We start from the raw sequence: 25,829 nt of genomic DNA, 5'->3' as shown, positions 1-25,829 counted from the left end.
ATCAGCGCACCCGCGCGCCGTCGCCGCCGAACCGGTCACGCGGTGTGTACCCGGGGAAACGTCGTGGACCGGGACGATGGTTCCGCCAGGTGGCAGAGCACACATCGCGGGCGGACGGCACCCCGCCGACAGTGGGGTCATGCGTGTCTTCCGAGGAGCCCGAGGCGCACGGCGGTCACGACGGCGGCCGCTCCCCGTGCCGGGTCGCGCGCTGGCGCTGCTCCGTGTACTCCCGGGGCTCGCCGCCGTGGTCGCGCTGGCGCTGTGCGTGAACGGGGTGGAGCGCGCCGTCCGGTCCAGCGCCGACCGCCCGCGCGCACCCCGCCCGGCGGCCCCGCACGCCGCGGCCAGGCCGCCCATCGTGCCCCGCTCCGCCTGGCTGACCGGACCCGCGCCGAAACAGCCGCCCGCGCGGTACGACGACAAGGTCGTCGCCGTCTTCGTGCACCACACCGACTCGCCGAACGCCTACGACTGCGCCGACACCCCGCGCATCATCCGCCACCTGCACACGGGCCAGACCGGCGCCCGCGACTTCGACGACATCGGCTACAACTTCCTCGTCGACCGCTGCGGCACCATCTACGAGGGCCGCGCGGGCGGCGTCGACCGCCCCGTCACCGGCGCCCACACCCAGGGCTTCAACCACCGCACCGCGGGCATCGCCGCCATCGGCACCTTCCCGGCCGGCGTGGAGGTGCCCGCCGTGATGACCCACGCGATCGCCGCGCTGGCCGCCTGGAAGCTCGGCCTGTCGGACACCGACCCGCGGGCCAGGGTCCGCCTCGTCTCCAGCAACAGCGGCAGCCGCTACGCCGCCGGCACCGCCGCCACCCTGCCCACCCTCGGCGGCCACAACGACGGCTACATGACCAGCTGCCCCGGCGCCGCCCTCACCGCCCGCCTCCCGGAGATCCGCGACCTCGCCGCCCGCATCCAGGGCCGTCCGCCCCTCCCACAGCGGGCGCACAGCGCGTCCGTGGGGCTCTCCAAGGCCACCGCCCTACCGTCGGCGTCACCAACGGACCGGAGGGGTGGATCATGAGCGACGACCGGAGCGGCCGGGGACGCGTGTGGACGGCGCTGTGCGCCGCCGCGGCGGTGGTGCTGGGCCCGGCGGCGGCCACCGCGTCCGCACTCGGCGAGGCCAACGCGGCACCGCCGCACGACACGGCGCGGGCGGACCGGGCACAGGCGTACCCGCCCTCGGACGGCGGCCGGCGCCGGGTCACTCCCTGAACCGGTACCAGAGCCGGGGATAGCGTTCGGCGAGCACCCGCTCGTTCTCGAAGTCGACCGGGGTGCCCGCCGGTTCCGCCGGGGCGGGGGCGATGCCGAGGTCCGGGGCGACGGTGCCGGTCAGCTGCTCGTAGGCCTCGTCGGCCGCGTAGCCCAGGTCCTCGCCGTCGCCGTCGATCTCCTCGTCGAAGTCGTCCAGCAGGTCGGCGAGCGAGTCCGGGTCGTGCAGGGCGCCCTCGTACACCTCGCGGCCCTGGCCGATCAGCCAGCAGCGGAAGAAGTCGAAGGCGTCGTCGCTGGCCCCGTCCAGCAGCACCCAGGCGGCGCCCCACAGGTCCCAGCGGTAGGCGCGGTTGTAGCGGGCCTCGAAGTGACGGGCGAAGTCGAGGACGTAGTCCGGCTCCAGCTGGAGCAGCCGGTCCAGGAGCAGATCGGCCTGCTCCTCCGGGTCGCCCTCCGCGGCGTCGCGGGTGGCGTCGACCAGCTCCCAGAACTCCGTCTCGTCCATCACCGCTCCAGCATCGGCCCTGCGCCGGGCGGTCGCACCCGGAGTGCGGTCCTACGCCCGGTAGAGCTCCGCCAGCCGCCGCGCGTCCTCGGCGAAACGTTCGCGCAGGGACGCCGGGGACAGCACCTCCGCCTCCGGGCCGAGGGCCGCGAGCTGGGTCTGGGCGACCTCCTCGGACTCCACGCGCAGGGTGACCGTGACCCGGCCGCGAGGATCGGGTCCGTCCGCCGCGGCCAGGGCGTCCCGGGCGGAGAGCGGGTCGACGGCGTACGGCAGTGTGCGCACGCCGCGTCCGGTGAGCCGGACGACGACCTCGGCGCGCAGCAGCGAGCGCGCGAACCGCTCGGCCTGCTCCTCCCAGTACGCGGGCAGGTCGAACTCCTCGTCGCGCACGAACCGGTCCTCGCCCGGTTCGACGGCGGTGAAGCGGTCGATGCGGTACGTCCGGAACGCCCCCGCGTCCGCGACCCGCGCGCACAGGTACCAGACGCCCGCCTTCAGCACGAGCCCGTACGGCTCCAGCAGCCGCTCCACCTCCCCCTCACCGCGCCGGTACCGCGCGACGACCCGCCGGTCGTCCCACACCGCGTCGGCGACCACCGGCAGCAGCGGCGGAGTCGCGGGCTCCTTGAACCAGGCCGGCGCGTCCAGATGGAACCGCTGGGCCGCCGTACGGGAGGCGTCCCGCAGGGACGGCAGCAGCGCCGCCGACACCTTCAGCCGGGCCGCCGACGCGGCGTCCTCCAGCCCCATCTCGCGCAGCGCCCCCGGCACCCCGGACAGGAACAGCGCCTCGGCCTCGCCGCGGTGCAGCCCGGTCAGCCGGGTCCGGTACCCGCCGATCAGCCGGTAGCCGCCGGCCCGGCCGCGGTCGGCGTACACCGGAACGCCCGCCTCCGACAGGGCCTGCGCGTCCCGTGTGATCGTCCGCTCCGACACCTCCAGCTCCCGCGCCAGCTCGGCGGCGGTCATCGAGGGGCGGGACTGGAGCAGCAGCACCATCTTGATCAGCCGGGCAGCACGCATGCGCACATCATGCAGGAGGCCCCCGCCGAAGCGGGGGCCTCCTCGTGACCGGCCGGCCTTACAGGCCGTAGCGCTCGCGCGCCTCCTTCACGGCCGTCGCCTTGACCTCGCCGCGCCGGGCCAGCTGGGCCAGGGCCGCGACGACGATCGACTGGGCGTCCACACCGAAGTGGCGGCGGGCGGCCTCACGGGTGTCGGAGAGACCGAAGCCGTCCGCACCGAGCGAGGACCAGTCCTGCTCGACCCACTGCGCGATCTGGTCCGGGACCTGGCGCATGTAGTCGGAGACCGCCAGCACCGGGCCCTCGACGCCCTGCAGCGCCTGACGGACGAACGGCACCCGCTCCTCGCCGCGCAGCAGCGCCTCGTCGGCCTCCAGCGCGTCCCGGCGCAGCTCGCTCCACGAGGTCGCGGACCACACGTCGGCGGCCACGCCCCACTCCTCGCTGAGCAGCTTCTGCGCCTCCAGCGCCCAGTGGATCGCGGTGCCGGAGCCCAGCAGCTGGATGCGCGGGGCGTTCGCCACCGGGGTCAGCCCCGCCGACTCCGCCGTGTTGAAGCGGTACAGGCCCTTGACGATGCCCTCGTCGATGCCGAGGCCCTGCGGCTTCGCGGGCTGCGGCAGCGGCTCGTTGTAGACGGTCAGGTAGTAGAAGACGTTCGGGTCCTCGCCCGGGGCCGCCTCGCCGTACATGCGGCGCAGACCGTCCTTGACGATCACGGCGATCTCGTACGCGAACGCCGGGTCGTAGGTGAGGGCGGCCGGGTTGGTGGCCGCGATCACCGGGGAGTGGCCGTCGGCGTGCTGCAGGCCCTCACCGGTCAGCGTGGTGCGGCCGGCGGTGGCGCCGACGAGGAAGCCGCGGCCGAGCTGGTCGCCGAGCTGCCACATCTGGTCGGCGGTGCGCTGCCAGCCGAACATCGAGTAGAAGATGTAGAACGGGATCATCGCCTCGCCGTGCGTCGCGTACGACGTCGAAGCGGCGATGAAGTCGGCCATCGAACCGGCCTCGGTGATCCCCTCGTTGAGGATCTGGCCGTTCTTGGCCTCCTTGTAGTACATCAGCTGGTCGCGGTCGACCGGCTCGTACGTCTGGCCCTTCGGCGAGTAGATGCCGAGCGACGGGAACAGCGACTCCATGCCGAAGGTGCGCGCCTCGTCGGGGACGATCGGCACCCAGCGCTTGCCGGTCTCCTTGTCGCGGACCAGGTCCTTGATCAGGCGCACGAACGCCATGGTGGTGGCGACGTTCTGCGAGCCGGAGCCCTTGTCGAAGGAGGCGAAGGCCTTGTCGGCGGGCGCGGGCAGCGGGGCGACCGGGTGCACGCGGCGGGCCGGGGCCGGACCGCCGAGGGCGGCGCGGCGCTCCTGGAGGTAGCGGACCTCGGGGGAGTCGGCGCCCGGGTGACCGTAGGGGACCACGCCGTCGGCGAAGTCGCTGTCCTTGATCGGCAGGTCGAGCAGGTCGCGCATCGTCTTGAACTCGTCCACCGAGAGCTTCTTCATCTGGTGGTTGGCGTTCTTCGACGCGAAGCCCTCACCGAGGGTGTGGCCCTTGACCGTCTGGGCCAGGATCACGGTCGGCGCGCCCTTGTGCTCGACGGCGGCCTTGTAGGCGGCGTAGACCTTGCGCGGCTCGTGACCGCCGCGCGAGAAGTGGAAGATCTCCAGGATCTTGTCGTCGCTCAGCAGCTTCGCCATCTCGGCGAGCGCCGGGTCCTTGCCGAAGAAGTCCTGGCGGATGTAGGCGGCGTCGCGGGTCTGGTACGTCTGGACCTGCGCGTCGGGTACCTCGCGCAGGCGGCGTACCAGCGCGCCGGTGGTGTCGAGCTGGAACAGCTCGTCCCAGGCGGAGCCCCACAGCGTCTTGACGACGTTCCAGCCGGCGCCGCGGAACTGGGCCTCCAGCTCCTGCACGATCTTGAAGTTGGCGCGGACCGGGCCGTCGAGGCGCTGCAGGTTGCAGTTGATGACGAAGGTGAGGTTGTCCAGCTCTTCACGCGCGGCCAGCGCGAGCGCCGCCGTCGACTCCGGCTCGTCCATCTCGCCGTCGCCGAGGAAGGCCCACACGTGGGAGGCGGAGACGTCCTTGATGCCGCGGTTGGTCAGGTAGCGGTTGAAGCGCGCCTGGTAGATCGCGGAGAGCGGGCCGAGACCCATCGAGACGGTCGGGAACTCCCACAGCCAGGGCAGCCGGCGCGGGTGCGGGTAGGACGGCAGGCCGTTGCCGCCGGCCTCGCGGCGGAAGTTGTCGAGGTGGTCCTCGTTCAGCCGGCCGTCGAGGAAGGCGCGGGCGTAGATGCCGGGGGAGGCGTGGCCCTGGATGTAGAGCTGGTCGCCCGAGCCGTCGGCCTCCTTGCCCTTGAAGAAGTGGTTGAAGCCGGTCTCGTACAGCCAGGCCGCGGAGGCGAAGGTGGCGATGTGGCCGCCGACGCCGTACTTCGAGCCGCGGGTCACCATGGCCGCGGCGTTCCAGCGGTTCCAGGCCGTGATCCGGGCCTCCATCGCCTCGTCACCCGGAACGGCGGGCTCCGCGGCGGTGGGGATGGTGTTGACGTAGTCCGTCTCCAGGAGCTTCGGCAGTGCGATGCCGGCGCCCTCGGCGCGCTCCAGCGTGCGCCGCATCAGGTAGGCGGCGCGGTGCGGGCCGGCCGCCTTGGCGACCGCGTCCAGCGAGGCCTGCCATTCGGCGGTCTCCTCGGGGTCGCGGTCAGGGAGCTGGTCGAGCGCGCTCGGCTGGATGGCGTTGGGGTCGGTCATGTCGCCGCCTTCCTCAGTCGAAGGGGGTTCCCTCATCTGTAAGGGTTCGGGGGTGCCCTTGGTCTTTGGCAGGACAGGGCTGGGGCTTCGGTGGAAGCCCGTCGGTGACTGTAACTCCCTGATCGATGATCGATCAAAGGGTTGATGCCCAAAACCTCTCGATACCGAGAAAGTCGGCACGCGGTGCCTTGAGTGATGGCACGCGGTGACGCTCTGGGGAAGGATTTGCGCAGGTGGGGCGCGCATGAGCGGAGAAACGCTCGGGTGTCACTCGGGTTTGTCCCGGCCGCCCGGATGCCGGTGCGACCAGTTCAGGAAGACCCCGCAGGACAGCACCGACCAGCCGATCAGCACCAGGTACGGGAAGGCGTGCTGGTGCCCGGGGAAGTACACCGCCGTGTGCTGGGCGTTCACCGACGCGCCCGGCGGCAGCCAGCGGCCGATCGTGCCCAGCGCCGACGGCAGCAGCGGCCAGGACACCGCGCCGCCCGACGACGGGTTGCCCAGCAGCACCATCAGACCCCAGGTCGGCAGCATCGCCCAGCGGCCCATCAGGGTGTTGAACATGGTGAAGACCATGCCGCTGGTGAACATCGTCAGCGCCAGGATCCCCCACGACGCCAGGAACGGCAGGTCCAGCGCCCCCAGCAGCCAGTCCACCGCCGCGGCGATCGCGAACCCGCCCAGCAGCGCGTACGCCACCGTGAACGCGATCCGCTCCAGCGGGTTGAGCGCCCGGGCGTGCACGCTGAGCTGGATCGCGCCGACGAAACCGATGATCACGGCCGCCAGCGAGATGTAGAAGATCGCGAGCCCGCGCGGATCGCCCGGCTGGAGCGGCTTGATGTCCTGGACGGTGACGGACACCCCGGTCCGCTCGCCGACCTCCAGCGCCGCCTCCGACAGCACCTCGGCCACCGACGCCCCGGACGCCCCCGAGACGTCGAGGGTGACGGCGGCGCCGTCGTCGCGGACCTCGAAGATCCCGAACATCTCCTGCTCGTCGACCGCGTCCCGGGCGGCGGCCGCGCTGTCGTAGGCGCGCACCTTCACCGAGGCGTTCAGCGCCTCCTCCATGCCGTCCAGGAACGCCCGGCCCCGCGCCTGCTCGTACTGGCCGAGCACCGCCACCGGAACGGAACGCGGCGTCGGATCGGCCATGGCGTACGTGTACGACCAGGCGAACAGGCCCGCGGCCGCGCCGAGGATCAGGACCAGCACCGTCGCCGGCAGGAACGGTGACTCCTTGAAGCGGGCCCAGTGCTGCGGCGTTTCGGACATGCCGGTCACACTAGGGCATACGGTGATGGCGGCCCCGTAGGCGGCGACCGCGCGGCCGTCCGGTCACGCCCGCGGCGCGCACCCCAGCACGTGCGCCTTCACGATCTCGGCGATCCGCGGGTCACGGCGGCGGAACGCGGCGAGCAGCTCCTCGTGCTCCTCCGCGTACGACTGCTGCACCGTGCCCAGCCAGCGGATCGACAGCGCCGTGAACACCTCGATGCCCAGGCCCTCCCAGGTGTGCAGCAGCACCGAGTTGCCCGCCGCGCGCACCAGCTCCCGGTGGAAGCCCACCGTGTGCCGCACCTGCGCCGTGCCGTCGGACTCCCGGTCCGCGTCGTACAGCGCGCTCACATGGGGCTCCAGCGCCGAGCAGTCGTCCGCCAGCCGCTCCGCCGCCAGCTCCGCCGCGATCGCCTCCAGGCCCGCCCGGACCGGGTAGCTCTCCTCCAGGTCCGCGGCGGTCAGGTTCCGCACCCGGACGCCCTTGTTCGGCGCGGACTCGATCAGCCGCAGGGACTCCAGCTCGCGCAGGGCCTCCCGCACGGGCGTCTGGCTGACCTCCAGCTCGGTCGCGATCCGCCGCTCCACGATGCGCTCGCCCGGCTGCCAGCGTCCGCTGATGATCCCCTCGAGGATGTGCTCGCGGATCTGTTCGCGCAGCGAGTGGACGACGGGCGCGGTCATGGGGGCTCCTTAAGGCGCGTTGACGCTTAGACAATACGGCGGTCGGGGCGTGCCGTAGAGGCGCGAGGGGGCGCTTCAGCGCAGGTGAGACGAGGCTTACACGTCGGTTGTGGCGCCTGCTGACTCGGTTTGGACCGTTGTCGGGCGGCTGCGGGCCGTGTGTGGCCGTTCGCGCAGTTCCCCGCGCCCCTGAACGGCGATGCCCTCGCCCGGGGATTTCCGGGCGAGGGCACCGACGTGAGCTGAAGGGCTGTTACAGGCCGAGCTCGACCTCGAACTCGCCCGCCTCCAGGATCGCCTTGACCGCGGTCAGGTAGCGCGCGGCGTCGGCGCCGTCCACCAGGCGGTGGTCGTAGGACAGGGTCAGGTACGTCATGTCGCGGACGCCGATGACCGTGCCCTCCTCCGTCTCGATGACGGCCGGACGCTTCACCGTGGCACCGATGCCGAGGATCGCGACCTGGCCCGGCGGCACGATGATCGTGTCGAAGAGCGCGCCACGCGAACCGGTGTTGGAGATGGTGAAGGTCGCGCCGGACAGCTCGTCGGGCGTGATCTTGTTGGCGCGGACCTTGCCGGCCAGCTCCGCCGTGGCCTTCGCGATGCCGGCGATGTTGAGGTCGCCCGCGTGCTTGATGACCGGGGTCATCAGGCCCTTCTCGGAGTCCACCGCGATCCCGATGTTCTCGGAGTCGAAGTAGGTGATGGTGCCCTCGGCCTCGTTGATCTTGGCGTTGATGACCGGGTGGGCCTTCAGCGCCTGGGCCGCCGCCTTCACGAAGAACGGCATCGGGGAGAGCTTGACGCCCTCGCGCGCGGCGAAGGAGTCCTTGGCCTGGGCGCGCAGGCGCATCAGGCGGGTGACGTCGACCTCGACGACCGACGACAGCTGGGCCTGCTCGTGCAGCGCCTTGACCATGTTGTCGCCGATGACCTTGCGGATCCGCGGCATCTTCACGGTCTGGCCGCGCAGCGGGGACGCCTCCAGGACCGGCGCCTTCTTGGCGGCGGCGGCAGCCGGCGCGGCAGCGGCCGGAGCCGGGGCGGCGGCAGCGGCCTTCGCGGCCTCGGCGGCGGCGATGACGTCCTGCTTGCGGATCCGGCCGCCGACACCGGTGCCCTTGACGGAGCCCAGGTCGACACCGTTCTCGGCGGCGAGCTTGCGCACCAGCGGGGTCACGTACGCGCCCTCGTCGGTGGCCTGCGCGGCCGGAGCCGCGGGGGCGGCCGGGGCCGGGGTGACCGGAGCCGGGGCGGCCGGCGCGGGCGCCGGAGCCGCGGGCTGGGCCGGGGCCGGAGCAGCGGCGGCGGGCGCGGCCGGAGCGGCGGGAGCCGGAGCCGGGGCAGCCGGAGCCGCCGGGGCGGCCGGGGCCTCGGCGGCGGGCGCCGGGGCCGGGGCGGCCGGAGCGGCGGCCGGAGCGGCACCCGGGGCGCCGATGACGGCCAGCTTGGCGCCGACCTCGGCGGTCTCGTCCTCGCCGACCACGATCTCCAGCAGCACACCGGAGGCCGGGGCCGGGATCTCGGTGTCGACCTTGTCGGTGGAGACCTCGAGCAGCGGCTCGTCGGCCTCGACGCTGTCGCCGACCGACTTCAGCCAGCGGGTGACGGTGCCCTCGGTGACGGACTCGCCGAGCGCGGGCAGGACCACGTCCGTGCCCTCGGCGGCACCGGCCGGCGCGGCCGGGGCGGCGGCCGGGGCGGCGGGAGCGGCCGGGGCCTCGGCCGCGGGGGCCGGGGCGGGCTCGGCGGCCGGGGCCGGAGCCTCCTCGGCGGCCGGAGCCGGGGCGGCGGCGGGCGCGCCCGTGCCGTCGTCGATGATCGCCAGCTCGGCGCCCACCTCGACGGTCTCGTCCTCGGCGACCTTGATGGAGGCCAGGACACCGGCGGCGGGCGCCGGGATCTCGGTGTCGACCTTGTCGGTGGAGACCTCGAGCAGCGGCTCGTCGGCCTCGACACGCTCACCCTCGGCCTTCAGCCAGCGGGTGACGGTGCCCTCGGTGACGCTCTCGCCGAGCGCCGGAAGGGTTACGGAAACCGCCATGGTTTCTGTTGCTCCTTACGAATTGCGGAAGTCTGTGTCGTCGCGCCCAGTGACCGAGGGAGGTCAGTCGTGGGAGTGCAGCGGCTTGCCGGCCAGGGCCAGGTGGGCCTCGCCGAGCGCCTCGTTCTGCGTCGGGTGGGCGTGGATGAGCTGGGCCACCTCGGCCGGCAGCGCCTCCCAGTTGTAGATCAGCTGGGCTTCGCCGACCTGCTCGCCCATCCGGTCGCCGACCATGTGGACGCCGACCACGGCACCGTCCTTGACCTGGACGAGCTTGATCTCACCCGCGGTCTTCAGGATCTTGCTCTTGCCGTTGCCCGCCAGGTTGTACTTCAGGGCGACGACCTTGTCCGCGCCGTAGATCTCCTTGGCCTTGGCCTCGGTGATACCGACGGAGGCGACCTCCGGGTGGCAGTACGTCACCCGCGGGACACCGTCGTAGTCGATCGGGACGGTCTTCAGACCGGCCAGCCGCTCCGCCACCAGGATGCCCTCGGCGAAGCCGACGTGCGCGAGCTGGAGCGTCGGGACCAGGTCGCCGACCGCGGAGATGGTCGGGACGTTGGTCCGCATGTACTCGTCGACGAGGACGTAGCCGCGGTCCATGGCGACGCCGGCCTCCTCGTAGCCCAGGCCCTGCGAGACCGGGCCGCGGCCGACGGCCACCAGCAGAACCTCGGCCTCGAACTCCTTGCCGTCGGCCAGGGTGACCTTGACACCGTCCTGGGTGTACTCGGCCTTCTGGAAGAACGTGCCCAGGTTGAACTTGATGCCGCGCTTGCGGAAGGCGCGCTCCAGGAGCTTGGAGCTGTTCTCGTCCTCGACCGGGACGAGGTGCTTCATGCCCTCGATGATCGTGACGTCCGAACCGAAGGACTTCCACGCGGAGGCGAACTCGACGCCGATGACGCCGCCGCCCAGGATGATCGCGGACTTCGGCACGCGGTCCAGGACGAGGGCGTGGTCCGAGGAGATGATGCGGTCGCCGTCGATCTCCAGGCCCGGCAGGGACTTCGGCACGGAGCCGGTCGCCAGCAGGACGTGGCGGCCCTGGACACGCTGACCGCCCACGTCGACGGAGGTGGGGGAGGACAGCCGGCCCTCGCCCTCGATGTACGTCACCTTGCGGGAGGCGACCAGACCCTGCAGACCCTTGTAAAGGCCCGAGATGACCTCGTCCTTGTACTTGTGGACCGCCGGGACGTCGATGCCCTCGAAGGTGGTCTTGACGCCGAACTGCGCGCTCTCGCGGGCCTGGTCGGCGATCTCGCCCGCGTGCAGCAGGGCCTTGGTGGGGATGCAACCCCGGTGCAGGCAGGTGCCGCCGACCTTGTCCTTCTCGATCAGGGCGACGTCCAGGCCCAGCTGCGCCCCGCGCAGGGCCGCGGCGTAACCACCGCTACCACCGCCGAGGATCACTAGGTCGAAAACGGTGCTGGCGTCGTTCGCCACGTCACGTCCTCCATGCATGTGCGCCACGCCGGTCTCCAGTGACCGGTCGGCGGCTGGTGTCCGGCCGCTCGTTCTTCGGCCCTTAGGTGGGGGCCCTGTCCTGCCGAGCCCCATCTTCGCACTTGTCCGCACCGGACGAGACGCGGGGCCGGGGTGTGAGACACAGCACGTTCACGCGTGACGCCGGGTGAGGGGACGCCGCCAAGGGGCGCGGGGAACTGCGCGACCAGCCCCCACGCCCCTGAAGCCGCCCCGCGGCGGAAACACCCGACTCAGTGGGCGCAGGTCAGCCCAGATCACCCGCGGCCGTCAGCTCCGCGAGCCGCACCAGCGTCCGCACCCCGGACCCGGTGCCACCCTTCGGCGTGTACCCGAAGGGCCCGCCCTCGTTGAACGCCGGCCCCGCGATGTCGAGGTGCGCCCAGGTGATCCCCTCGCCCACGAACTCGCGCAGGAACAGACCGGCGACCAGGCCGCCGCCCATCCGCTCGCCCATGTTGGCGATGTCCGCCGTCGGCGAGTCCATGCCCTTGCGCAGGTGCTCCGGCAGCGGCATCGGCCAGGACTCCTCGCCGACCTCCTCCGAGGCCTCCACGATCGCCGTCCGGAACGCGTCGTCGTTGGCCATGACACCGAACGTCCGATTGCCCAGCGCCAGCACCATCGCACCGGTCAGCGTCGCCACGTCCACGATCGCGTCCGGCTTCTCCTCGGAGGCCGCCCACAGCGCGTCGCCCAGCACCAGCCGGCCCTCGGCGTCGGTGTTCAGCACCTCCACCGTCTTGCCGCTGTACATGCGCAGCACGTCACCGGGGCGCACGGCGGAGCCCGACGGCATGTTCTCGGCGAGCGCCAGCCAGCCGGTGACGTTCACCTCCAGACCGAGCCGCGCGGCGACGACGACCGCGGCGAAGACCGCCGCCGCGCCGCTCATGTCGCACTTCATCGTCTCGTTGTGCCCGGCCGGCTTCAGCGAGATGCCGCCCGAGTCGTAGGTGATGCCCTTGCCGACGAAGGCGAGGTGCTTCTTCGCCTTGGAGTGCGTGTACGACAGCTTGACCAGGCGCGGCGCGGACGCGGAGCCGCTGCCGACGCCGAGGATGCCGCCGTAGCCGCCCTTGGCGAGGGCCTTCTCGTCGAGCACCTGCACCTTGATGCCGTGCTCCTTGCCCGCGGCCTGGGCGATGGCCGCGAACGCCTCGGGGTTGAGGTCGTTGGGCGGGGTGTTGATCAGGTCGCGGGCGCGGTTCAGCTCCTCGGCGACGGCGGTGGCGCGCTCGAGGGCGGCCTTGTGCTCCTTGTCGCGGGGCTTGCCGCCGAGGATCGCGGCCTCGGCGAGCGGCGCCTTGCCGTTCTTGTCCTTGGCGTTCTTGCCGCCGTTCTCCTTGTAGGCGTCGAAGGAGTACGCGCCGAGCAGCGCGCCCTCGGCGATCGCCCCGATCGCGGCGACGTCCGCGGCCGGCAGGGCGAAGGCGGCCTTCTTGGAGCCGGACAGCGCGCGGGCGGCCACGCCGGCGGCGCGGCGCAGCGCCTCGGCGTCGTACTCGCCGTCCTTGTCCGGCTGCGCGCCCAGGCCCACCGCCACCACGAGCGGCGACTTGAAGCCGGACGGCGCGGGCAGCTTGGTCACCTCGCCCTCGGCACCGGAGGCGCCCAGGGTCTCCAGGAGACCGGCGAGCCTGCCGTCGTAGGCGCTGTCCACGGCCTCGGCGCCCGGCGCGACGGCGAGCCCTTTTCCGCCCTTCGGGCTCTTGGTGACACCGATCACGATCGCGTCGGCCCGCAGGCCGGCCGCCGCGGCGGTGCTGAGAGTGAGAGCAGTCACGGTGGTGAATTCTCGCTTCCGATGTGAAGTTGCTGTGGCCGAACAGGGTGGGTCGGCCGGGCCCGACAGCCGACCCTGGATCCGGCCCTTCGAGGAGGTCTCGTCCGGGTCCGTGTCTGTGCGGCGCGGACCTGGGACGAGACTACGCTCGCGCGTTCATTCGCTCACGCCTGCGGGTGTTCACCTGTGAGTGGCGTCGTGGCCATTTCCTGATCCTCGCACTCGATGAGCTGGGTCACACTCGTCGGGTTCCGGTGAGTCCCGTGCTCACCGGTTCGCATGATTTCCGCGTGATCCTCCGTAAATGGCCCGGGGGTCGTGAAGGGCCGAACGGACACGGGGGATCTTCTGGGGGGAGGACACCATGGCGCCACGCGTGCGCAGAAGGAGAGAAACGGTCGCGGTTCTGACGGCGGCCGGACTGATGACGCTGGGGCTGGGGGTGCCCGGAGCGTCGGCGGCGGTCGAGCCGCGGATCGATCTGAGGGTGCTGGTGGTGGACAACGGGGACAGCTCCGTCGAGGCCGTCACCGCCCAGCTGGAGAGCACCGGCATCCCGTACACCACGCTCGACCTGAACGACCCGGGCCGCCCGGCGGTCACCGAGGCGTTCCTCGGCGACACCGTGAACGGCAGGCCACGGGCGAAGTTCCAGGGAGTCGTACTGCCCAACGAGGCCCCGTTCGGCGCGGGCTCCGCCGAGCAGACCGCGCTGGAGACCTACGAGCGCACGTACGGCGTCCCGCAGGTCGACGCCTACACCTGGGCCCATCCCGGCGTGGGCCTCGACTACACCAGCGAGGGCGGCTGGGCCGGCGCGCTCGACGGGCGCGAGGCGACCGTGACCGAGGCCGGCCGGGCCGGCTGGTTCGGCTATCTCGACGGCCCCCTCGCCTTCGAGGACATCGACCCGGCCGTCCAGGAGAGCTACGGCTACGTGGCCCGGCCCCGCGCCGGCTTCACCAGCTACGTCGACATCCCGGTGCCCGGCGGCACCGGCCGCGGCAGCCTCGTCGGGGAGTACGCCCACGACGGGCGCCGCGAACTGGTGGTGACGTTCGCCTACAACCAGCACCAGCGGCAGTTCCGGGCGCTCGCCCGGGGCGTCGTCGAGTGGCTGACGCAGGGCGTGCACCTGGGCCGCTCCCGCAACCACTTCGCGGTCCACGTCGACGACGTCTTCGCCTCCGACAGCCGCTGGGACACCGAGCGCGACTGCACGCCCGGCGACCTCGACTGCGCGGGCGGCGAGGGCGAGGGGACCACGCCGATCCGGATGACCGCCGCCGACGCGGCCTATGCCGCCCAGTGGCAGCGCGAGCGCGGCTTCACCCTCGACATGGTCTACAACGCGGGCTCCGGCGAGCAGTGGAAGACCGAGAACGGCGGCACCGACCCGCTCGCCGACCGGCTGCTCGCCGACAGGGCGCAGTACCGCTGGATCAACCACACCTACACCCACCCCTTCCTGGGCTGTGTGCAGGACACCTCCACCGTGCCGTGGACCTGCGCGAAGAACGCCGACGGCAGCACCCGGTACATGAGCCGTGCCGAGATCGCCGCGCAGATCCGCGACAACCAGAACTGGGCCACCGCCAAGGGCCTGCCCGTCGACCGCACCGAGCTGGTCACCGGGGAGCACTCCGGCCTGAAGACCCTGCCGCAGCAGCCCGCCGACAACCCGAACCTGGCGGGCGCGCTCGCCGACACCGGCGTGAAGTGGATCGCCTCCGACAACTCCCGCGAACCGCAGCAGCGCCCGGTCGGCGCCGCGGTGACCGTGCCCCGGCACCCGATGAACGTGTACTACAACGTCGGCACCGAGGCCGAGATGACCGACGAGTACAACTGGATCTACACCTCCAGGGCCGACGGCGGCAGTGGTGCCTGCGAGAACAACGCCAACTCCACCTGCCTCGACGAGCCGCTGGACCTCGCCACCGGCTACGACTCCTACATCGTCCCGCAGGAGGCCCGCATCGCCCTCGGCCACGTCCTCGCGGGCGACCCGCGCCCGCACTACGTCCACCAGTCCAACCTGGCCGAGGACCGCATCCTCTACCCGGTGCTGGACAGGATCCTCGCCGACTACCGGGCGATGTTCGCCGACAACACACCACTGGAGAACCCGAGCCACAGCGCCGCCGGCACCGAACTGAAGCGCCGCGCCGCCTGGCAGACGGCACTGGACCAGGGCAGGGTCACCGCCTACCGCATCGGCGACACGGTGACTGTCCAGGCGCCGTCCGGCACCCGGATCCCGGTGACCGCTCCCGAGGGCACGAGAAAGCAACTCCTCCTCGGCACCACCACGTTCGGCACCCCGTGCGCGGGCGCGCGCTCAGCGTGGACCACGCCGGAGGTCCTGCAATCCGCGGTCACCTTGAAACTGTCGTAACCGCAACGCGTCAAGGGGCGCGGGGAACTGCGCGACCGGCCACGACGACCCGCACCCGGGCGACGAGGCAGCAGTTCCCCGCACGGAATCCGCAAACAGGGGGAAGGCGCGCGGCATTGCACGTCACCATGCTCACCGAAGGCACCTACCCGCACGTCCACGGCGGCGTCAGCACCTGGTGCGACCAGCTCGTCAAGGGCATGCCGGAGGTCGACTTCCACATCGTCTCGCTCACCGGCAGCGGCCGTGAACCGGTCACCTGGGAGCTGCCGCCCAACGTCTGCCGGCACACCTCGGTGCCGACCTGGGGCCCGCGCCCGGGACACCGGCGGGCACCGTACGGCAGGGCCCGCCGCCGCTTCGTCGACGCCTACGAGCGGCTGCTGATGTCGTTCCTGGACCCCGAGTCGCCCTGCGACTTCGGCGAGGCGCTGACCGAGCTGGCCGTCCTCGCCCGCGACGGCCGGCTGGCGGCGGCGCTGCGCACGGAGGCGGCGCTGCGCTCGCTGATGTGGATATGGACGATGCCGCATCTGCCGACCGCGGCCGCCGGACCCACCGTGCACGACGCGTTGACCGCCACCGACCTGCTGGAACACGCCCTGCGCCCGCTGGGGACGCGGATACCGGAGAACTCCGTGGCGCACGCGACGGGCAGCGGCCTCGCCACCCTGCCCGCCCTCGCCGCCCGCGCCCTGGACGGTGTGCCGTTCCTGCTCACCGAGCACGGCATCTATCTGCGCGAGCGCTATCTCGGCTACCGCCGCGAGGCCCAGCGCTGGCCGGTGAAGGCGTTCATGCTCGGCTTCTACCGTGAACTCATTTCACACGGCTACCGCTCGGCCGACCTGATCACGCCGTGCAACCAGTACAACCGCCGCTGGGAGGAGCGCGGCGGCGCCGCCGCCCACCGCATCCGCACCGTCTACAACGGCGTCGACCCGGCCGCCTTCCCGCACGCCGGCCCCGAACCCGAGACCCCCACCCTCACCTGGTGCGGCCGCGTCGACCCCATCAAGGACCTGGAGACCCTGATCCGCGCCTACGCCCTGGTCCGCGCCGAGATCCCGCAGACCCGGCTGCGCCTGTTCGGCCCGGTCCCGCCCGGCGGCGAGGCCTACCGGACGAAGCTGGAGAAGCTCGCCGCCGAACTCGGCGTCACCGACGGCCTCACCTTCGAGGGCCGCGTCGGCGAGGTCTGGCGCGCCTACGCGGCCGGCCACGTGGTGATGCTGTCCTCCATCTCCGAAGGCTTCCCGTTCTCCATCATCGAGGCCATGTCCTGCGGCCGTACGACGGTGTCGACGGACGTCGGCGGAGTGCGCGAGGCGGTCGGCGACACCGGCCTGGTGGTCCCGCCGCGCGAGCCGGAGAAGATGGCCGCCGCCGCGCTCACCCTGCTCCGTGACGGCGAACGCCGCCGTTCACTGGGCGAGTTGAGCCGTCAGCGGGTCATCGACCGGTTCACCCTGCGCCGCTCCGTGGACCACTTCCGCACGATCTACCAGGAGCTGGCGGGCGCCCCCGAGGTGTACGAGCCGACCGTCGAGACGGTCGCCGACTGGACCCTCGAACTGCGCGACCCCTGGTACGCGGCCGTGGCGACGGACGGGACGGACTGGTGAGCGGAGACGTCCGGCTGCCCCCGGGCGCCCACCCCGGCAGCGTGCCCGCCGTCCCGCGGCAGCGCGCCCCCAGGCAGCGCGTCCCCCGCTGGGCCGGGCCCGACCCCATCGACGAACTCGCCGAAAACCTGGACGACTTCATAGGCGCCGCCGTCCACCCGGACGAGATTGCCGCGCTGCTGGAGTCCGACGGCCTCTCCGACGACCGGATACGCGAGCAGTACGGGGTGAAGGACTCCTTCGCCCTCGCCGAGGAGCTGTACACGCGCGTCCCGCGCCGCCACCCCGAACCCGACGGGCCCGTCCACGACCCCTGGCAGGCCGGTCTGCTGGGCTGTCTGCTGCGCGGCGTGGTGTTCGCCCTGCCGGGCCTCGCCTACGTCCTCGGCGGCCCCCTCCTCGCCGGCCCGGAGGGCGACTTCGGCCTCCCGGCCGGCACGGTCCCGCTGCTCGCGGGCGCCCTCACCGGCTGGACCTGGAACCAGGGCCTCGCCCACCGCGCCTACTCCTGGCTCGGCCTCGGCGACGGCTCGGCCGCCCGCCGCTGCCTCCTCGTCGGCGCGCCCCTCGGCGCCCTGCTCGGCTCCCTGACCGCGCTCGCCGTCGCCGGCACCGCCGAGCCGGCCGCGGTCGCCTTCGCCGCCGGCCAGTCCTGCTATCTCGGCGCGGCCACCGTCCTGCTGGTCCTGGGCCGCGAGAAGGCACTGCTCGTCGCCCTGCTGCCGATGGCGGCCGGGGCGGTGGCGGCCCTGGTCACCGAGGTGCCCGAGGCGACCCGGCTCACCCTGCTGCTCGGCTCGCCGGCCGTGGTCGCCGCGCTCGCCCTGCTCGAGGTGGCGCCCGCGCTGCGGGAGCTGGGGGAGGGCGGCTGGACGGCGGGCCTGACGGCGCTGCTGCCGTTCGGGTCGTTCGGCCCCGCAGCGCACCGGCCGGGCGGGCCCCGGCTCGCCGCCTCGCTGCCGTACGCGCTGTTCGGCCTCGGGAGCGGTGTCCTCGTGCTGTACGCGGCCCTCGGCGACGTGCTCGCCGGGCAGGCGCACAGCGCGGTCGCCGCACCCGCGGCGGTGGCGCTCACCCTCAGCATGGGGCCCGCCGAGTGGCTGCTGTACCGCTTCCGCAGCGGCAGCCTCGCCGGGCTGCGCTCCACCAGTACGCCCCGCGCGTTCCGGCGCACCACCGTCCTGACCGTCGTCCGCTGCCTGGCCGGCTACCTGGCGGCCCTGTCCGCCCTCGCCCTGTCGGCCGCCGCCCTGTGGCCGGGGTCCCCGGCCGTCACCGGGGTCCGCCTGGCGGGACTGCTGCTGCTCGGGGTGGTGCTCTGGACCGGTCTGCTGCTGCAGTCGTTCGGCGCGATCCACGGCGCGGCGGCGGTGTGCTGCACGGCCGCCCTCGCCCAGACCCTCGCGCTGGCGACCCACACGGGCGATCCGCACCGGGTCGGCGTGACCGTCCACGGCGTCGCCGCGGCCGTACTGGTGGCCCTGGTGTGCGGCCTGCTGGGAAGGGCGACCGCCCACCGATGAGCACCCTGCTGGTCCCGTACTACGAGCACCCGTCCGTCCGCCCCGCCGAGTGGGACGCCGTCGTAGCGGCCGCGCCCAGCCTCTACGGCGTGGTCCTCAACCCGGCCGGCGGCCCCGGCGACGCCCCCGACCCGGCGTTCGCCGGGGTCGCCGCCCGGCTGCGGGCCGCAAGGGGCTCCTCTGGGGGAGTGCGGGTGCTCGGGTACGCCGACACCGACTACGGCCGCCGCCCGTACGCCGACGTGGTCCGCGACCTCGAACGGCACCGCGCCTGGTACGGCACGGACGGCGTCTTCCTCGACCAGGCCGCGACGGGCCCCGGCGAGTTCGCCCACTACCGCCGCCTGGCCTCCGCCGCCCGGGCGGCGGGCTGTGTCACCGTCGCCCTGAACCACGGCACGGAGCCGCACCCCGGCTACGCCCGCATCGCCGACCTCGTCGTCACGTTCGAGGGGGACTGGGCGACGTACCGCGCCCGGCCCCCGCGCCCCTGGCCAGGCGCGGGCGCGCGGCAGTGCCACCTCGTCCACGGGGTCCCGCCGGGCGCCGACGTCGAGGGCCCGGCCCGGGAGCTGGGGGCGACCGTGTACTGCGCGGTGCCCGGCACGGGAGATCATCCCTGGGGTACGTTGCCGCACACCCTGGAGCCCGCCCGGTGAGACGCCCGATCCCTCTGCTCGCCCTGCTTCTGCTGCTGCTCGCGGGCTGTACGTCAGCCCCCGAGGACCGGCCGGACCGTCCCGCCCGTCCGGACCGGCCGTCCGGGCAGCGCTGGCAGCCGCGCCCCGGCACCCCCTGGCAGTGGCAGCTCAGCGGCCGTCTCGACCCGACGGTCGACGTGCCGGTGTACGACATCGACGGCTTCGACCACGACGCGGACGCCGTCGCCGATCTGCACGACCGGGGCCGAAAGGTCATCTGCTACCTGTCCACCGGCGCCTGGGAGGACTTCCGCCCGGACGCCGGCGAGTTCCCGGAGTCCGTGCTGGGCGAGGGCAACGGCTGGGAGGGGGAGCGCTGGCTCGACATCCGCCGCACCGACGTCCTGGAGCCGCTGATGGCGGCCCGGATCGACATGTGCCGCGAGAAGGGCTTCGACGCGGTGGAGCCGGACAACATGGACGGCTACCGCAACCGCACCGGCTTCCCGCTCACCGCCGACGACCAGCTCCGCTACAACCGGCTGATCGCCCGGCTCGTCCACGAACGGGGCATGGCCGTGGGCCTGAAGAACGACCTGGACCAGATCCCGGAGCTGGTCGGCGACTTCGACTTCGCGGTCAACGAGCAGTGCGCCCAGTACGACGAGTGCGACACCCTCACCCCGTTCGTCGAGGCGGACAAGGCCGTCTTCCACGTGGAGTACGAGCTGTCCACGCGCGACTTCTGCCCCGAGGCGCGGCGGCTGCGGCTCAGCTCCATGCTGAAGAAGTACGAGCTGGGGGTGTGGCGGCGGCCCTGCTGAGCCCCGAGGGCGGGCCCCGGCCTCAGCCGAGCGCCAGCACCACCAGCGCCGTGGTCGCCGCCGTCTCGGCGAGCCCGCCGAACACATCGCCGGTCACCCCGCCGAACCGGCGGACACAGTGCCGCAGCAGCAGTTCCGCCGCGGCGACCGCGAGGACCACCGCGACGGCCGCGAGAACCGCACGGCCGAGGTCGTACGACCCCGCGACCGCACCCGCGCCCGCCGCCGCCCCGGCCACCCCGAGGCCCACGAGCAGCGCCCCGCCCCGGGGCACCACCCCCGCGACGGCCGCGCCCAGCCCGTCCGGGCGGGCGGCCGGCACCCCGGCGCGGGCCGCCAGGGTGAGCGCCAGCCGGGCGGCGGTGCCCGCGACGACGGCGGCGAGCGCACCCCGCGCCCAGGAGCCGCCGTAGGCCTCGGCGAGGGCGGCCACCTGGGCCAGCAGCACGAAGAGGAGGGTGATCACCCCGAACGGCCCGATGTCCGACTGCTTCATGATCCGCAGCGCGTCCTCGGCGGGCTTCCCGCTGCCCAGCCCGTCGGCGGTGTCGGCCAGCCCGTCCAGGTGCAGTCCCCGGGTGAGCACGGCCGGCACGGCGGCGGAGGCCACGGCGGCGAGCAGCGGACCGGCGCCGAGCAGCAGGAGCGCCACCCCGGCCGCCGCGGCGAGGACGCCGACGACCAGTCCGGCGACCGGCGCGCACAGCATCCCGCCCCGCGCGGCCTCCCGGTCCCAGCGGGTCACCCGGACCGGCAGGACGGTGAGCGTGCCGAAGGCGAAGCGGAGGCCGTGCAGCGGCGGAAGCGGCAAGATCGGGGAAGACACGCCCGGAAGAGTACGCGACGGTCCGGACGGCGCCCGGTGCGGAATCCCGCCACACTTGGACACATGGTGCAGTGGCTGGAGCGCAACATCATCGAACCCGGCAAACTTCCCCTGCTGCTCGCCCTCACCGCCTTCGTGCTCACCTTCCTGATCACCCGGCTGGTCACCCGTCTCATCCGGGCGGGCAAGGGCCCCTTCGGCAACGTGAAGGCGGGCGGGCTCCACATCCACCACGTCGTGCCCGGGGTCGTGCTCGTCGTCATCGGCGGGTTCGGGGCGGTGGCCAGCGGACGGGAAGGGCTCGGGCCGGCGCTGTGCGCGGTGATCTTCGGGATCGGCGCGGGGCTGGTGCTCGACGAGTTCGCGCTGATCCTCCACCTCAACGACGTCTACTGGAGCGAGGAGGGCCGCAGGAGCGTCGAGGTCGTGGTGCTGACGGCCGCGGTGGTCGGCCTGGTCCTCTCCGGGTTCTCCCCGTTCGGCGTGAACGACCTCGACCAGGACGAGGTCCAGGACCGCGGCACCGTCATCGCCACCGTCGTCGGGAACTTCGTCTTCTCCCTCGTCGCCCTGATCAAGGGCAAGCTGCCCACCGCCCTGTTCGGCGCGATCGTGCCGTTCGTCGCCCTGATCGGCGCGCTCCGCCTGGCCCGCCCCGGCTCCTTGTGGGCCCGCCGCTTCTACGCCCGCCGCCCGCACGCCCGCGCCCGCGCCGAGCTGCGCGCGTACCATCACGACCGCCGCTGGACCGGACCCGCCCGCCGGGTGCAGGACTGGATCGGCGGCGCGCCCGACGAACCGGCCACCCGCGAGCTGGACCGCCGCTGAAGCACCGCCTCCACCGCGCACAGCGCCAGCACCGCGGCGATCGCCGCCAGATGCTCCTTGCCGGCCAGGTTCGCCTTCACCAGCACCTCGGCCACCATCGCCACGATCACCACGCCGGCGGTGACATACGCCCGGTACCGCCAGGCCACGTACACCGCGAGCCCCACCACGGCCGCCGACGGCCCGGTGTCCACGACGTGCGCGTCCGCCGCGGGCAGCCCCAGCGGGGCGTGCGGGCCGAGCGCGACGCCGAGCCGGGCGTACAGCGTCCCGGCGAGCGTCGCGGTGTAGGCGAGGGCCAGCGTGCGGCGGCGGCCGAGACAGATCTCCGCGATGCCGAACACCAGCAGGATCTGCGCGAGGGCACCCCACGCCGGCAGGTCCAGGGCCGGGACGAAGAGGGAGAGCGGGGTGCGCAGCAGGGCGAGCCACAGCGGGTCCTCGGCCCGCACGGTCCCGAGGTTCTGCACGAGCCCGTAGCCCCACGACCGGCCGTGCACGTCGTGCAGTACGGCGGTGAGGCAGACCGCCGCGGCGGTCAGCGGGACGGCCCGCGCCCGCCGTCGGAGCAGGGCTTCGCGCAGGGTGGCGGAGAGCGGACCCCATTCGGCGCGGGCGTGGCGGACGAGCGTGTTCATCGCCCGGGAAGACCGCGCCGAACCGGGAGAAGTTCAGCCGGGCCGACGTGACCTGGCTCGCTCAGACGTCGGACGGTTCCCCCAGACGTCGGATGGTTCCTTCAGACGTCGGACGGTTCCTTCACGTCCGGTTCCGGTTCCGGCGCCGGCTTCTCGGGCAGCTCCGCCGCCAGCGCCGCCGCGGCCCGCACCAGCGGCAGGGCCAGCAGGCCGCCCGCGCCCTCGCCGACCTTCACCCCGTGGCTCAGCAGCGGCTCCAGCGCCATCCGGTCCAGGGCCTTCGCCTGGCCCGGCTCCCCGCTGTCGTGCCCGGCCAGCCACCAGTCCGGCGCCCGGAACGCGATCCGCTGGCCCACCAGCGCACACGCGGCGGCGACGACCCCGTCCAGGATCACCGGCATCTTTCGGACCGCGCTCTGCAGCAGGAACCCGGTCATCGCGGCCAGATCGGCGCCGCCGACCGTCGCCAGCAGCTGCAACTGGTCCCCGAGCACCGGCCGGGCGCGGCGCAGCGCGTCCCGGATCGCCGCGCACTTGCGCATCCACGCCAGGTCGTCGATCGCGAGCCCGCCCCGCCCGGTCACCACCGAGGCGTCCGTCCCGCACAGCGCGGCCACGAGCACACCGGCGGCCGTGGTGCCGCCCACGCTGATGTCGCCGAGGACCACCAGGTCCGTGCCCGAGTCGGCCTCCTCGTCGGCCACCGCCACCCCGGCCAGGAAGGCGGCCTCCGCCTCCTCCGGGGTCAGCGCGTCCTCGACGTCGATCCGCCCGCTGCCGCGCCGCACCCGGTGCCGTACGACGTCCTCGGGGAGCGTGCCCGGGTCGCAGTCCAGCGCCATGTCCACGACCCGCACCGGAACCCCGGACCGCCGGGCCAGCACCGCCACCGGACGGGCGCCCTCCAGCACCTCGCGCACCAGCTCGTGGGCACTGCCCGCGGGCCGCGCCGAGACGCCCCGTTCCGCGATGCCGTGGTCACCGGCGAACAGCACCACCCGCGGATGTTCGACCGGCCGCACCGGTACGACGCCCTGCGCCGCGGTCAGCCACTCACCCAGGTCGTCGAGGCGCCCCAGCGATCCGGGCGGCACGATCCGACGCTCCCGGCGCGCCTCGGCGTCCCGGCGCACCCCGCCGTCGGGGCGCTCGATCAGATCGGTGAAGTCGTCGAGATTAAGCGAGCTCATTCGCCGAACAGTACCGGCACCGGTCGAACCGGACGGCGCCACATGGTCACCACGCGGTCACCACGTCGTTGCACCCAAGATCGCGATCCCATACGTTCCATTTTGTCTGTGTACGCGTATGTATACGGGTATGCATGGATGCGTTCGTGTACGTGCTTGTGCCCGTCCCGGGAGCCACCGATGCCGTCCTCGCCCTCCGCCGCCCAGGTGACCGCCCGGCGCCGCGCCGCCTGCCTCGCCGAACTCGCCCGCGGCACCGACCGGTTCCACGAACCACGCCGCGAGGACTGCCCGTGGTGCGGCTCCCGGACCCTGCGGACCCGGTTCTCCGCGCCCGACCTCCTCCAGCACAGACCGGGCACCTTCAGCGTCGACGAGTGCCGGGACTGCGCGCACGTCTTCCAGAACCCCCGCCTGACCCCCGAGGGCCTGGCGTTCTACGCCCGCTACCCCCAGCAGGACACCCCCGGAGGCCGGCCCTCCCGGCGCCGGCTGCGCGCCACCGTCCGCGCGATGCTGCCGTACGGGGAGCCGGAGAGCTGGCTCGACGTGGGCACGGCGGACGGGGACCTGCCGGACGTGGCGCGCGAATACCTCCCGTACACCGCGTTCGACGGACTGGACCCCACCCCGCGCGTCCTGACGGCCCGCGAGCAGGGGCGCGTCGAGGAGGCGTACGTCGGCGACCTGACGACCCGGACCGTCACCGACCGGCTCCGCGGCCGCTACGACGTCGTCAGCGTCCTGCACCGACTGGACCGCGGCCCCGACCCCCGGGCCGACCTGCACGCGGCGCTCGGCCTGCTCCGCCCCGGCGGCCGCATCCTGATCGAACTCCCCGACCCGACGAGCGTGTTCGCGAAGGTCCTGGGCAGATGGTGGCTGCACCACACCCAGCCCCACCACCTCCACCTCGTCCCGCCGGCCAACCTCCACGCGGAACTGGAGGCCCGGGGCTGCACGGTCGTACGAACGGACAGCGTCCATTCCCCCGACGACCTGTCCGCCGCGACCTCCCTCGTCCTCACCCGGCTGCTGCCGTCCCCCGACGCCCCCTGGCGTCCCATCCCGCCGACGGACATCCAGCGCGCGACGCGCGCGGTCCTCGCCGGAGCGGCGGCCCCGCTGACGGCGGCGACCACGGCGGCGGACCACACCCTGGCCCCCCTCCTGCGCCACACCCCGTTCGCGAACGCGTACCGGGTCATCGCCCGCCTGGACTGACCCGGCCGCACCCGCGCGGCCTCATCCCCGCAGCACCATCGCCTGCCCCGCCACCACCAGCAGCACCTGCTCGCACTCCCCGGCGACCGCCGCGTTCAGCCGCCCCAGTTCGTCCCGGTAGCGCCGCCCCGACGCCGTCGCCGGGACGATCCCGGAACCCACCTCGTTCGACACGGCGACCACCGTCCGCCGGGTCTCCCGCACGGCCGCCGCCAGCTCCCGCACCCGCTCCCGCAGCCCCCGCTCACCCCCGTTCGCCCACTCCGCGTCGTCCCACGCGCCGACGGCGTCCATCGCGTAGGTCAGCCACAGCGACAGACAGTCGATGAGCAGCGGCGGCCCCTCGTCCTTCAGCAGCGGCACCAGGTCGCACGTCTCCACCGTCCGCCACGACCCCGGCCGCCGTTCCCGGTGCGTCGCCACCCGCGCCGCCCACTCGGTGTCCCCGCCCCGCGTCCCGCCGGTGGCGACGTACAGCACCTCCGGGAACGCCTCCAGCCGCCGCTCCGCCTCCACCGACTTCCCGGACCGCGCCCCGCCCAGCACCAGCGTCCGCCGCGGCACGTGGGGCGCGTCCTCGTACGCCCCCACCACCAGCGTCGTGCCGTCCGGCACCACCGTCGCCCCGGCCGCCGCCAGCCGCCGCCGCAGCTCGGCGCCCGGCGGCACGTCGTGATCGATGTGCACGGCGACGACATCCGTCGTCGGCCCGACCGCCCCGACCGCCCGCAGCCGCGCCAGCGCGTCCGGCCGCCCCACCACGTCCGCCAGCACCATGTGGTACGGCTCCGCGTGCGGGGTGCCCTCCTCCAGCCCGGCCGGCGCGCCCCCCGGCGGCAGATACAGCAGCCGGTGCCCGTCCGGCCCGGTCACCGCGTACCCGGTGCCCGGCGTGTCCATCGCCACCGCCCGCACCCGGTGCCCGGTCGGCAGCGCCTGCTCCCGCCCGTCCGGCACCCGCCCGGGCTGCGGCAGCCCGGCCGGCACCTCGACGGCGGGCCCGTCGTGCGGATGCGACAGCAGCACCTGCCGTACGCCGCCCAGCGACCGGCCCGCCCGCGCCGCCGCGAACGCCGCGCCCGGCGTCAGATCCAGCAGCAGCACCCCGTCCACGAGCAGCGCGGTGGCCGCCCGCGCGTCCGGTCCGAGCGCGGTCGCGCAGGCCGCGCAGGGACAGTCGGGGCGGGGCAGTCCCGCGGGGGCACCGGTGCCGAGCAGAGTCAGTTCCACGGACCCGATTTTCGCGTGCCGCCGCAGGTCTTGCGCGCCCGGTTAGGCTCGGGACAGGA

21 protein-coding genes are annotated in these 25,829 nt (G+C 73.4%); 9 read left to right on the top strand and 12 right to left on the bottom strand.

Translation table 11 applies throughout. The annotated features are described in order from the left end of the window. Positions 1 to 76 precede the first annotated feature (76 nt). Together AMK31_RS25440 and AMK31_RS25435 are read left to right on the top strand one after the other, a co-directional pair. Entirely contained in the window at positions 77 to 1,045 is a 969-nt protein-coding gene (locus tag AMK31_RS25440) for a peptidoglycan recognition protein family protein (protein ID WP_079186925.1), read from the top strand. Further along, on the top strand, positions 1,042 to 1,239 hold the full coding sequence (locus AMK31_RS25435; RefSeq protein ID WP_073942958.1) for a hypothetical protein: 198 nt from the start codon (positions 1,042 to 1,044) through the stop codon (positions 1,237 to 1,239). Before AMK31_RS25440 ends, AMK31_RS25435 begins: the two co-directional genes overlap by 4 nt. On the opposite strand, the gene AMK31_RS25430 is transcribed toward AMK31_RS25435, so the two are convergent. The 8 genes from AMK31_RS25430 to AMK31_RS25395 all read right to left on the bottom strand — a co-directional run bounded on the left by AMK31_RS25430 (position 1,229) and on the right by AMK31_RS25395 (position 12,823). Continuing rightward, positions 1,229 to 1,747, bottom strand: coding sequence for a DUF4240 domain-containing protein (locus tag AMK31_RS25430; RefSeq protein ID WP_073942957.1), 519 nt, complete (start codon positions 1,745 to 1,747; stop codon positions 1,229 to 1,231). The genes AMK31_RS25435 and AMK31_RS25430 overlap by 11 nt on opposite strands. A gap of 51 nt (positions 1,748 to 1,798) precedes the next feature. After that, positions 1,799 to 2,773 carry a helix-turn-helix transcriptional regulator gene (locus AMK31_RS25425; RefSeq protein WP_073942956.1) on the bottom strand — a complete coding sequence of 325 codons (975 nt, stop codon included), beginning with the start codon at positions 2,771 to 2,773 and terminating at the stop codon, positions 1,799 to 1,801. A 58-nt stretch (positions 2,774 to 2,831) separates the two neighbouring features. After that, complete coding sequence (gene aceE / locus AMK31_RS25420; protein WP_073942955.1) at positions 2,832 to 5,534, bottom strand: pyruvate dehydrogenase (acetyl-transferring), homodimeric type; 2,703 nt, start codon at positions 5,532 to 5,534, stop codon at positions 2,832 to 2,834. Positions 5,535 to 5,801: 267 nt separating this feature from the next. Beyond that, the gene (locus AMK31_RS25415; RefSeq protein ID WP_073942954.1) at positions 5,802 to 6,815 is read right to left on the bottom strand and encodes a hypothetical protein; all 1,014 of its coding nucleotides are present in this window, start codon (positions 6,813 to 6,815) and stop codon (positions 5,802 to 5,804) included. A 63-nt stretch (positions 6,816 to 6,878) separates the two neighbouring features. Beyond that, positions 6,879 to 7,502, bottom strand: a complete 624-nt coding sequence (locus AMK31_RS25410) for a GntR family transcriptional regulator (protein ID WP_073942953.1) — start codon at positions 7,500 to 7,502, stop codon at positions 6,879 to 6,881. Between the two features lie 253 nt (positions 7,503 to 7,755). Continuing rightward, positions 7,756 to 9,546, bottom strand: coding sequence for a 2-oxoglutarate dehydrogenase, E2 component, dihydrolipoamide succinyltransferase (sucB, locus tag AMK31_RS25405; RefSeq protein WP_073942952.1), 1,791 nt, complete (start codon positions 9,544 to 9,546; stop codon positions 7,756 to 7,758). A 63-nt stretch (positions 9,547 to 9,609) separates the two neighbouring features. Continuing rightward, entirely contained in the window at positions 9,610 to 10,998 is a 1,389-nt protein-coding gene (lpdA, locus tag AMK31_RS25400) for a dihydrolipoyl dehydrogenase (protein ID WP_073942951.1), read from the bottom strand. A gap of 286 nt (positions 10,999 to 11,284) precedes the next feature. Next, positions 11,285 to 12,823 (bottom strand): leucyl aminopeptidase, encoded by a 1,539-nt coding sequence (locus AMK31_RS25395; protein WP_073942950.1) that lies wholly within the window; start codon positions 12,821 to 12,823, stop codon positions 11,285 to 11,287. Between the two features lie 364 nt (positions 12,824 to 13,187). On the opposite strand from AMK31_RS25395, the gene AMK31_RS25390 reads away from it, so the two are divergent. The 5 genes from AMK31_RS25390 (at position 13,188) to AMK31_RS25370 (ending at position 19,834) form a co-directional block, all read left to right on the top strand. Beyond that, positions 13,188 to 15,221, top strand: coding sequence for a hypothetical protein (locus AMK31_RS25390; protein WP_073942949.1), 2,034 nt, complete (start codon positions 13,188 to 13,190; stop codon positions 15,219 to 15,221). Between the two features lie 128 nt (positions 15,222 to 15,349). Next, a complete protein-coding gene (gene pelF / locus AMK31_RS25385; RefSeq protein WP_073943052.1) occupies positions 15,350 to 16,846 on the top strand; it encodes a GT4 family glycosyltransferase PelF in 1,497 nt (498 codons plus the stop codon). After that, positions 16,843 to 18,369, top strand: a complete 1,527-nt coding sequence (locus AMK31_RS25380) for a hypothetical protein (protein ID WP_073942948.1) — start codon at positions 16,843 to 16,845, stop codon at positions 18,367 to 18,369. Before pelF ends, AMK31_RS25380 begins: the two co-directional genes overlap by 4 nt. Continuing rightward, positions 18,366 to 19,028, top strand: a complete 663-nt coding sequence (locus AMK31_RS25375) for a spherulation-specific family 4 protein (RefSeq protein WP_073942947.1) — start codon at positions 18,366 to 18,368, stop codon at positions 19,026 to 19,028. The genes AMK31_RS25380 and AMK31_RS25375 overlap by 4 nt, the downstream gene beginning before the upstream one ends. Further along, positions 19,025 to 19,834 (top strand): endo alpha-1,4 polygalactosaminidase, encoded by an 810-nt coding sequence (locus AMK31_RS25370; RefSeq protein WP_073942946.1) that lies wholly within the window; start codon positions 19,025 to 19,027, stop codon positions 19,832 to 19,834. Before AMK31_RS25375 ends, AMK31_RS25370 begins: the two co-directional genes overlap by 4 nt. A 22-nt stretch (positions 19,835 to 19,856) precedes the next feature. Here AMK31_RS25370 and AMK31_RS25365 read toward each other — a convergent pair whose 3' ends face one another. After that, positions 19,857 to 20,660, bottom strand: a complete 804-nt coding sequence (locus AMK31_RS25365) for an adenosylcobinamide-GDP ribazoletransferase (protein ID WP_073942945.1) — start codon at positions 20,658 to 20,660, stop codon at positions 19,857 to 19,859. Between the two features lie 63 nt (positions 20,661 to 20,723). Here AMK31_RS25365 and AMK31_RS25360 point away from each other — a divergent pair, with 63 nt between their 5' ends. Further along, complete coding sequence (locus AMK31_RS25360) at positions 20,724 to 21,488, top strand: hypothetical protein (protein ID WP_073942944.1); 765 nt, start codon at positions 20,724 to 20,726, stop codon at positions 21,486 to 21,488. On the opposite strand, the gene AMK31_RS40715 is transcribed toward AMK31_RS25360, so the two are convergent. Further along, positions 21,392 to 22,126, bottom strand: a complete 735-nt coding sequence (locus tag AMK31_RS40715; RefSeq protein ID WP_158074549.1) for a hypothetical protein — start codon at positions 22,124 to 22,126, stop codon at positions 21,392 to 21,394. The genes AMK31_RS25360 and AMK31_RS40715 overlap by 97 nt on opposite strands. A gap of 101 nt (positions 22,127 to 22,227) precedes the next feature. Continuing rightward, positions 22,228 to 23,316, bottom strand: coding sequence for a nicotinate-nucleotide--dimethylbenzimidazole phosphoribosyltransferase (cobT, locus tag AMK31_RS25350; protein WP_073942943.1), 1,089 nt, complete (start codon positions 23,314 to 23,316; stop codon positions 22,228 to 22,230). 180 nt (positions 23,317 to 23,496) lie between these two features. On the opposite strand from cobT, the gene AMK31_RS25345 reads away from it, so the two are divergent. After that, positions 23,497 to 24,540 carry a class I SAM-dependent methyltransferase gene (locus tag AMK31_RS25345; RefSeq protein WP_073942942.1) on the top strand — a complete coding sequence of 348 codons (1,044 nt, stop codon included), beginning with the start codon at positions 23,497 to 23,499 and terminating at the stop codon, positions 24,538 to 24,540. 21 nt (positions 24,541 to 24,561) lie between these two features. On the opposite strand, the gene AMK31_RS25340 is transcribed toward AMK31_RS25345, so the two are convergent. Beyond that, complete coding sequence (locus tag AMK31_RS25340) at positions 24,562 to 25,770, bottom strand: bifunctional adenosylcobinamide kinase/adenosylcobinamide-phosphate guanylyltransferase (RefSeq protein ID WP_073942941.1); 1,209 nt, start codon at positions 25,768 to 25,770, stop codon at positions 24,562 to 24,564. Between the last annotated feature and the right edge of the window lie 59 nt (positions 25,771 to 25,829).

Origin of the sequence: Streptomyces sp. TSRI0107 (assembly GCF_001905845.1) — a bacterium.
Taxonomy (GTDB): Bacteria; Actinomycetota; Actinomycetes; order Streptomycetales; family Streptomycetaceae; genus Streptomyces.
This window is presented reverse-complemented; position numbering and strand designations above follow the sequence as displayed.